The following is an 8,259-nucleotide window of genomic DNA, read 5'->3' as shown; positions in this document are numbered from 1 at the left end:
GATTTCTCGCCAGAAACCGGTTTTATTCAAGAAACCCGGTTTCTCTGTACTTCACTTACCTGGAAAGTGCTGTAAATGCCGATCGCCCGTTAGCGAAGCCCTCGAAGAGGATCGCCCTTACAGGTGAATTTTGGCATCAACTTGAGGCAATCCCATGCTGTAGTTGACAGCGCGGCTGTTGAGATTGTAGCTGATTTGACCTTTTTGTAAGAGCGATCGTACCAAGTGTTCCAACTCCGAACCGATGCGGCGGAGGTTGTACTCGGTCAAGTCTTCGCCCTCGTAAGCGTCTACGAGTTGGTCAAATTTGGCATATACCTCTTTGACTGACTCGTCATTCCAGTTAAGTTCGTTATCTGGGTCAATGTCGAGGGTCAAAAGGTCGTTGCTGGGTACGAGTTCGTTATCTTCGAGGATGGCGGTGTATATGCGAATATGGCGGGTTGTTGACTTAAGCTGCATGACTTCTTATGTGTAAAGATTTTTTGCTGAATTAATTGTAATGGCACAGAGATGCGCGGGGAGGGTTGGCGATCGTCAATTTCTCGGAATCCCGAAATTTTTTAGTTGTTCGGCAGTCCAATTTTTGTAATATTCAGTTTTCTCTAAAGCATCGGAAGCTGGCTTCAGCTTAGAATTTACTTGAACAGTGAAGCCCGGATACGGCATCCTCCTAGTATGAAGCCCGTCAATATTAAAATCTTCTTCGGGATGGATGTGAAAAGCCAGCAAGCCCAATTCTGAAATCTGATTATTCAATTTGTCTATCAATTCTTTAGTTTCGGGCGCACTAATTGCAGTTTTTTCGGGATTAATTACTACCATGATTTCAAATTCAGAATTGTAAAATTCATAAATTGATTTCATTATGGCAGAATCGCGATCGAACTCAGTCATGGCTGAAAACCGCTCGATTTTGAATAAAATTTGATTAGCCAAGCGTGCTTTTTTAGCGAAAGGACAAATTGGTAAATCGCTGAAAATTGGATGCGGTAACTCGACAAACTCGGTCATCCATCGGAGGGTAGATTCTATAATTTCCGTGTCAGATTCATTCATCGACAATCTATGTATTTGATCTTTCACACTCATCATACTCTATTTGTATGGAGGGCGATGCACACCTTTGGTGTCAATTTAACACTATTTCCCTCAGTCCGGCAGGGAATTTATTCCCTGCCTCATAGCAAAAGTCCTCGGTCGAGGACTGAAGAACTCATTAGTCCTCTTCAGAGGACTTAAGCTATTAGCCAGGGAATTCATTCCCTGGCGGACTTTCGGTTCAACTCACACCAATACATTGCCCACCTTGCTGTTTACTATTGGCGATCGAATTTATTTGTGAATTGTGCCGTCTGGCATAATTGCACCTGTGAGTGTTGCCTTGTCCAGATTTGCTCCAAGCAGTTTAGCTTCCTTGAGGTTAGTTTTCTCTAAGTTTGCATAGCTCAAATTTGCCCCACACAAGTTTGCAGAATTTAAGTCTGCTTCACTTAAGTTTGCTCGGTGTAGGTTAACCCCAGACAGATTAAAGCCACTCAAGTTTTGCCCGCTCAGATTGACGCTCTGTAAGTTTACCCCAATCAAATTTACCCCTGTGAGGTTAGCACCATCCAAGTTAGCGCCTAAACAGTTTGCCCCACTCAAACTTGCTCCACTTAAGTTAATCCCAATCAACTTGGCATAACTTAGATTTGTACCTGTCAAATTTACCCCACTCAAATTCATGCCACTAAGGTTCACTCCTTGAAGGTTTACCCCAGTCAAACTTACCCCTGTTAAGTTAACACCACTAAGGTTTGCACCACTAAGGTTAACTTTAGTTACCTTCGATTGACTTAAATCGGCTCCTGTTAAGTTAGCGCCACCTAGACTTGCCTGAGTTAAGTTAGCTCTACTGAAGTTTGCTGTAGTCAGGTTGGCGCTATCTAACTTTGCTTCGCTTAAGTTGGCTTGACTAAAATTTGCCTGAATTAGTCTTGCGGAATACAATATTACCTTGGTTAAGTTAGCGCCACTTAAATTAACTTCAATCAAATCAGCATTTTGCAAATTTGTTGAGTTCAAATTTGCACATTGCAAGTTAGCTCCAATCAAATTTACGCCAGTCAATTTGGCATTTGCTAGATTGGCACTGCTCAGGTTTGCTTGACTTAAACTGACATTAGAGTCGAGAGTTTTGCCACTTAGATCCACTCCCGCTAGGTTAATCCCTGTAAAGTCGCGTTCTCCGTCTTTATACCGTTTCCAAAATTCCTCAGCAGTAACAGCAGATTCTTGACTTTTTTGACTAGAATCATCAGTTATTTTGTCAGCATCAGATTCCACAGTATCCGCATTCACAGAAGTAGCAACTGGCTGTTCTACTGCTGCGCTAGATACTGGAATCGGTGTCTCCTCGATCGCCTCTTCGCGCAATAACCGATCCACCCGATCGCTAAACCGCCTCACAACCTCAGCATCATCAACCTTCTCACCAGCATTCGAGCTTTTCTCAACCGCATTCTCAACATAATACTTATCTACAAAACTTTGCAACCCAGCATTATATCCCTGTCCTACCGCCTGAAACCTCCATTCGCCATTCTTCTTATACAACCGTCCAAATTCTAAAGCCGTTTCTTGGGAAAATATCTGATTTAAATTGTACCGAACCAACTCGCCAAGATTCTCTGAATTGTAAAGCCTGATAAAAGCATTTGTAACTTGACTAAAACTTTGATTCTTTTCCTGTCCCTCGTGAAGAGTCACAACAAACACAATTTCCTGAATAGCCGAATTGATTTTACTCAAATCCACATAAACCGTCTCATCATCTCCGTCTATTTGTCCATTCCTGTTGTCTCCCGAATGCCGCACCGCACCGTCCGGCGATGTCAGATTGTTGTAAAACACAAAATACTTTTCATCAGGAATCCGACCGTCCGCCGCTAACATAAAAACAGATGCGTCAATGTCGCAGTTTTGTGCTGTCTGGCTGACTTGCCAACCCAGGGCGATCGCAATTTTACTGAAATTAGGAGTTTCTTTAGAAAGATTGAACCTTTCACCCTTCGTTAATTCGATACTCATATGCGATAATTCCCTTACCTCATAAATGGTATTAATTATCTCATCTATGTTAACCCGATCGCAAATTGGATTTTATCTCGAAGACATCGAAACCCCAATTGGCAGAACCGTCAATTTAACTCTTACCGGACTAATTCTCCTATCTTCGACCAGCTTCATCGCCGAAACTTACCCGATTTCGGAAACTGTCAGAATTAATTTGCAAACTCTCGATACAGCGCTTTTAGTTGTTTTTGTGTTTGAGTATTTATTGCGACTATGGTGTGCCGAAAATCGAGTTAAATTTATTTTTAGTTTTTTTTCAATTATTGATTTGCTGGCAATATTACCATTTTTACTGGGATTTGTCAACGTCAGTTTTATCCGAATTTTTCGCTGGTTTAGAATTCTCCGACTCATCCGCTTTCTGGAATTAAAAATTTCTATTTTCCGCATCAGCAGCGAAGATGGCGTGATTTTTGCTCGGATTTTGTTTACTTTGCTGGCAATAATTTTTGTTTATTCTGGTTTAATTTATCAAGTCGAACATCCGGCAAATCCCGAAAGCTTTGCAACTTTTTTGGATGCTGTTTATTTCTCGGTTGTCACCATGACGACTGTGGGATTTGGCGATGTTACGCCGATTTCGGAATCCGGCCGTTTTCTAACTATTTTGATGATTCTGACGGGAATTGCTCTAATTCCTTGGCAATTGGGAGATTTGATTAAACACTTAGTTAAAAGTGCTAATCACGGAGAAGCTGTTTGTAAAAGTTGCGGTTGGTCTGTACACGATGCTAATGCTAGATTTTGTAAAATGTGCGGCAGTCAATTAGAGAATGGTTGACTGTTGACTGTTGACTGTTGACTGTTGACTACTGCCTCACCCTAGATAATTCATCCGTGTATCCGTGTCAAAATCCGTGTAGTGCTTTCCTTCTTTAAGCTAACGGTAACAAAATTTCAAATTCAGTGCCTCTGCCTAACTCCGATCGCATTCTGAATGCACCGCCGTGTTTGCCCGTCACTATTTGATAGCTAACCGCTAAACTGGTTTCTTTGAGGGCGCGTTTTTCCGTAGAGAATGATTCTATGATTTTTTTGTACTTGCTAGGTGACATTCCTGGCCCGTTATCTGCTATGCAAATCGAAACCCAGCGAACATGAAGTTTATCTAAATCCGGCGCAGGTTCGGGACAGCAGACTTGAGTTGTGATTTCAATTTTAGGCTGGCGATCGGCGTCTCTGAGTCCTCCACCTTTGAACTCTTTTGCCAATTCTTGACCGACTGCTTCATTAATTAATGTATGAATAGCATTTGTCAAGATATTCATAAATACTTGGTTTAGCTGTCCTGCATAGCACGGCACTGGTGGCAGGTAGCCGTAGTTTTTCACTACTTGGATTTCCCTAGTCAAACGACTTTTGAGCAGCAAAAGTATGCTGTCTATGTTGGCGTGCAAGTCGGTGGGTTTGGGATAAATATCGTCGATGTGGCAGAAGTTCTGCAAACTGGTTGCTAACTTGCTCAAACGTTCTGCGCCTGATTTGATGCTGGCAACAGTTCGGAGAAAATCGTTTTGCAAAAAGTCATAGTCTATCTCTTCTTTGAGCCGTGCTATTTCCGGCGGGGGTTCGGTACAGTGCGCGTCGTAAGCTGAGAGCAATTCCATCAAGTTTTTGCTGTAGTCGGTGACGTAGGTTAAATTCCCCCAGATAAAGCCTACCGGATCTAAAATTTCGTGGGCTACTCCGTTGACTAAACGCCCTAAACTAGCCATTTTTTCGCTTTGAATCATTTGAGTTTGGGCTCTTTCGTAGCGGACTTGAGTTTCTATGCCGCGAATTTGCCAGTACGCGATGTTTAGTGCGTTAGGGTCTAAGAGGCGGTAAGATTGGGAGTCTATTTGGACGACGATCGGTTCTGCCTGCAATTCGGGCGATCGACGCAGAGCTTGTGGGGCTGCTGCCAAAATGGTTGTACTCTCTGCGAGCAATAATATTTCGAGGCGAGCGTAACTGTAGAGAACTTTCAGCGGCAGGTGCAAAAATAGCTCTGGGCCTTGGGGTTTGAGCAAATATTCCAGCAGTTGCCTGCGGGATATCATGCCAGCAAACTCTTCTGCTTCCATCAACACGACTCCCGGCACTAGGGGATGCTGTTCAAACATTTCGGCAACTGCCACGGCTAAGCAGCTCGATTTAACCTGAAAGTCATACAGGGGCAAATCCCAGAGTGTAGACTCTAGGGAAAGGTCTTGATGGCTGCCTTCGGAGAGTGAAGGGCCAAGGAGTTTGGAACTGAATTTATTTGCCACTGGAACTTTTAGTTGCCGAAACGCTGGGAAATTGAAATGAGAACCTACTACTAAGCTACCCTATCATTTCACTTTTCTGAGCGAACAACCCAGAATATTCTGGAGTTGATCATGTTGTGCCAACTATAGGCAGGAGAATTTCAAATTCAGTATTCTTTCCTGGTTGCGATCGCAATTTGAGTTGGCCCCCGTGCTTTTCTGTGACGATTTGATGGCAGATAGCCAGCCCCATACCGCTGCCTTTGCCTGCTGGTTTAGTGGTAAAAAAGGTGTCAAATATCTGCTGGTGATTTTCTGGGGCAATGCCGGGCCCGTTATCGGCAATGCAAATTGCCACCCGCTTGCCGAGTTCGGTTTCTATAACTTTAGTGGTAATTTCGATTTGGGGCTGCCAGTTGTCCCCGCACGGGGTGTGTATTTCTCGATCTGCTGCGTACTCTGTCAGGGCGTCTAGAGCATTAACTAACAAATTCAAAAACACCTGACTCAACTGTCCGGAGTAGCCGCTAACTAGCGGCAGTTCGCCGTAATTTTTAACCACTTCTATGCTGTTTTTAAAGCGGTTTTTCAAAATTAACAGCGTCATCTCCACGCATTCGTGAATGTCTGTCTCGGCTGGTTTTGTCTCGTCCATGTGAGAGAAGTGGTGCAGCCCGTTAACTATTTTTAGCAATTGCGAGGCTCCCAACTCCATCCCTTCTAAGGTAATCGGCAAATCTTCTTGTAAAAAATCAAATTCAATTTCCTTTTTAAGGGCATCAATTCGGGGACAGGGTGCCGAATATTCTTCTTCATAAACCGACATTAGCTGTAGCAAGTTTTCAAAATAGGACAGCAGAAAAGTTAAATTTCCCCAAATACAGTTCAGCGGATTTCTGATTTCGTGGGCGACTTCTGCTACAATCCTGCCCAAACTCGCCATTTTTTCTGTTTGGATGAGTTTGGCTTGGGTTTGTTTGTGGAGTAACTTATTTGTTAATTGGTGAATTCTTGATTGAGCGACCATTAATTGGTGTACGTCTAACAGCTTGTAGGTCTGGGGGGCTATTTCCACTACTACGGGTTCGTAAACTAATTCTGCTGACCTGTAAAGAGATTCCTGAGCCGCTTCTACTATTAATTTACTGCCTGGAACCACCAGCAAATCTTGTTTGGAAAACCTGTACAATACCTCTATCGGTCGCTTGAAAAACATTTCTAATCCGTAGCGACGGTTAATTTTTTCAAAAAATTGACGCCTGGATATTATGCCTACAAAATTACCCCGATCGGTCAAAATGACGCCGGGAAGCATGGAATTTTGTTCAAAAGCCTGGGCTACTTCTTTTGCCTGTTGAGTTAATTCAATTTGGCAGTTGTAAAGTGGCAGGTCTAGGAGAGTTGATTCTAAGGAGATGTTCCAAGTACAAATTTCAGGTATATGCAACACTGATAACTCCGAGCTAGTCTCACGCACAGCAAACATAGATGAAACCCCTGTTAAAAATTGTATTCATGAACAACTTAAGTTGCTATTAATTCATAACGGGTAATTGGTAGCGGGTAGTTGCTAATTTGTCAAATTACAACAGCACCCGATGGGAAAACCCGATCGCAGTAGCATTATCTGCTAAAGATTTTGTTTCTAAGTCAATATTAAACGATCGAAGCTTTTGTGGAACTTACGGAGTAGGCGCTTTAAACTTTTTACCATGATATACCTGCGATCGGGTGTTTTCGGAAAATTTTTAATATTTATAACTAATTATTGTGATAAATTATACCATTTTTCCAGTTATCGAAGGGAATTGGAGAACCGCGAGCGGGTTATCAGTGAATATACGGGCATCCTTCAAGGGTTCGAGGGCCCGGATTAGCCATCGTCCAAGGGGCTTGAGGCTGCAACTGTCCAGACTGGGGCCCAGGCCAAAGGAAGTTCGGCAACGGATTCGCTTTCTTCGGATGTAACTGAGATGTTGCACCATTCTCAACAAGCTTTTTATGAACAGGCTTTTCGGCCTGTTCCACAAGAAAATTCACTCTTTGACAGAACAGGCCCGAAAGCCTGTTAAGCGAGAATGGTGCAAGATGTGAGATGTAACTGAATGTAACGGATAGAAGGCTTTAGTTATCTAGGAGAGAAGGAAGAAGCAATGTTCCGCAAGGGTTTGTGGAATTAAGAACATCCTAACCGTATTGGCTGTTGCTATTCCACTCAAAAGAAATGCAACTTTAGGCAACTTCCGAACCTCGACAGTCATCAGTTTTTTGCAATCTGCAATCTCCAATCAGCAATCTCCAATTCTCTTAGGGTTCCACCTCCGGCCAGAGGCGTTCTAGCTGATACCGCCAAGCGGCAAGAGTGTTTTCGCGAGACTCTCGGCCTAGTTCCATTTCACCCATCAATCCCTCTGCGTAAAAACGGTCTAAAGTCTGAAGGGTAGTTTCCACAGACTGTCCCTGCATCTTCGCAGCTTTGATGATTTGACGGATGCGGCTTTCTATCAAACCGTCGAAAAAGTCAGACAAACCTCTCTCTTGCAAAGCCAGCAGTCTGGCGACGGCGGCTGAGAAATCGGAGGCTGCGAGTGTGGCCGGGCTGTGCTGAAATACTCCCCACAAAACGTTTTGATGTAAGGCGTAGCGAGTTTCGAGGGTGGTGTCAAAGTTAGCTTCTAGCAGTTTATCAAGAAATGGTTGAGCTTCCTGGGCATCGGCGATCGGCAGCAAAATCCGCAGCCAACTCCCGTCTTCTGAAAGGAGGACTAACAGGCGAAAATTGGGGGTTTCTACTTGCCAAGAAGTGGCAGCAGGCATCTCAACACTCTCACCAAATAAGTCTTTAAGGGTATTGCTAATTTCTTCGGGAGTCATAATGATTTTAGATTTTAGATTTTAGATTTTAGGTGTC

General features: G+C 43.4%; 7 protein-coding genes. 1 reads left to right on the top strand and 6 read right to left on the bottom strand.

The genetic code is table 11. From position 1 onward, the window contains the following. Positions 1-117: 117 nt before the first annotated feature. The 3 genes from QUB39_RS14235 to QUB39_RS14225 all read right to left on the bottom strand — a co-directional run bounded on the left by QUB39_RS14235 (position 118) and on the right by QUB39_RS14225 (position 3,072). A complete protein-coding gene (locus QUB39_RS14235) occupies positions 118-462 on the bottom strand; it encodes an NAD(P)H-quinone oxidoreductase subunit M (RefSeq protein WP_333209099.1) in 345 nt (114 codons plus the stop codon). A gap of 75 nt (positions 463-537) precedes the next feature. Then, the gene (locus QUB39_RS14230; RefSeq protein WP_333209101.1) at positions 538-1,059 is read right to left on the bottom strand and encodes a hypothetical protein; all 522 of its coding nucleotides are present in this window, start codon (positions 1,057-1,059) and stop codon (positions 538-540) included. A 276-nt stretch (positions 1,060-1,335) separates the two neighbouring features. Further along, entirely contained in the window at positions 1,336-3,072 is a 1,737-nt protein-coding gene (locus tag QUB39_RS14225) for a pentapeptide repeat-containing protein (protein WP_333209103.1), read from the bottom strand. Between the two features lie 25 nt (positions 3,073-3,097). Here QUB39_RS14225 and QUB39_RS14220 point away from each other — a divergent pair, with 25 nt between their 5' ends. After that, positions 3,098-3,898 (top strand): ion transporter, encoded by an 801-nt coding sequence (locus QUB39_RS14220; RefSeq protein WP_333056761.1) that lies wholly within the window; start codon positions 3,098-3,100, stop codon positions 3,896-3,898. A gap of 94 nt (positions 3,899-3,992) precedes the next feature. Here QUB39_RS14220 and QUB39_RS14215 read toward each other — a convergent pair whose 3' ends face one another. The 3 genes from QUB39_RS14215 to QUB39_RS14205 all read right to left on the bottom strand — a co-directional run bounded on the left by QUB39_RS14215 (position 3,993) and on the right by QUB39_RS14205 (position 8,222). After that, positions 3,993-5,369: an ATP-binding protein gene (locus QUB39_RS14215; protein WP_333209105.1), complete on the bottom strand. Its 1,377-nt coding sequence runs from the start codon at positions 5,367-5,369 to the stop codon at positions 3,993-3,995. Positions 5,370-5,478: 109 nt separating this feature from the next. Next, positions 5,479-6,834: an ATP-binding protein gene (locus QUB39_RS14210; protein ID WP_333209108.1), complete on the bottom strand. Its 1,356-nt coding sequence runs from the start codon at positions 6,832-6,834 to the stop codon at positions 5,479-5,481. An 821-nt stretch (positions 6,835-7,655) separates the two neighbouring features. Then, positions 7,656-8,222, bottom strand: coding sequence for a hypothetical protein (locus tag QUB39_RS14205; RefSeq protein WP_333056764.1), 567 nt, complete (start codon positions 8,220-8,222; stop codon positions 7,656-7,658). Positions 8,223-8,259 lie beyond the last annotated feature (37 nt).

Origin of the sequence: Microcoleus sp. AT8-B5, from assembly GCF_036705565.1 — a bacterium.
In the GTDB taxonomy this organism is placed as follows: Bacteria; Cyanobacteriota; Cyanobacteriia; order Cyanobacteriales; family Microcoleaceae; genus Microcoleus.
Note: the sequence above shows the minus strand (reverse complement) of the source record. Positions and strands in the feature narration are given on the sequence as shown.

Coding starts and splice junctions, on each gene's coding strand:
- QUB39_RS14235 (WP_333209099.1), bottom strand. CDS start 462: ATGCAGCTTAAGTCAACAACCCGCCATATTCGCATATACACCGCCATC.
- QUB39_RS14230 (WP_333209101.1), bottom strand. CDS start 1,059: ATGAATGAATCTGACACGGAAATTATAGAATCTACCCTCCGATGGATG.
- QUB39_RS14225 (WP_333209103.1), bottom strand. CDS start 3,072: ATGAGTATCGAATTAACGAAGGGTGAAAGGTTCAATCTTTCTAAAGAA.
- QUB39_RS14220 (WP_333056761.1), top strand. CDS start 3,098: ATGGTATTAATTATCTCATCTATGTTAACCCGATCGCAAATTGGATTT.
- QUB39_RS14210 (WP_333209108.1), bottom strand. CDS start 6,834: ATGTTTGCTGTGCGTGAGACTAGCTCGGAGTTATCAGTGTTGCATATA.
- QUB39_RS14205 (WP_333056764.1), bottom strand. CDS start 8,222: ATGACTCCCGAAGAAATTAGCAATACCCTTAAAGACTTATTTGGTGAG.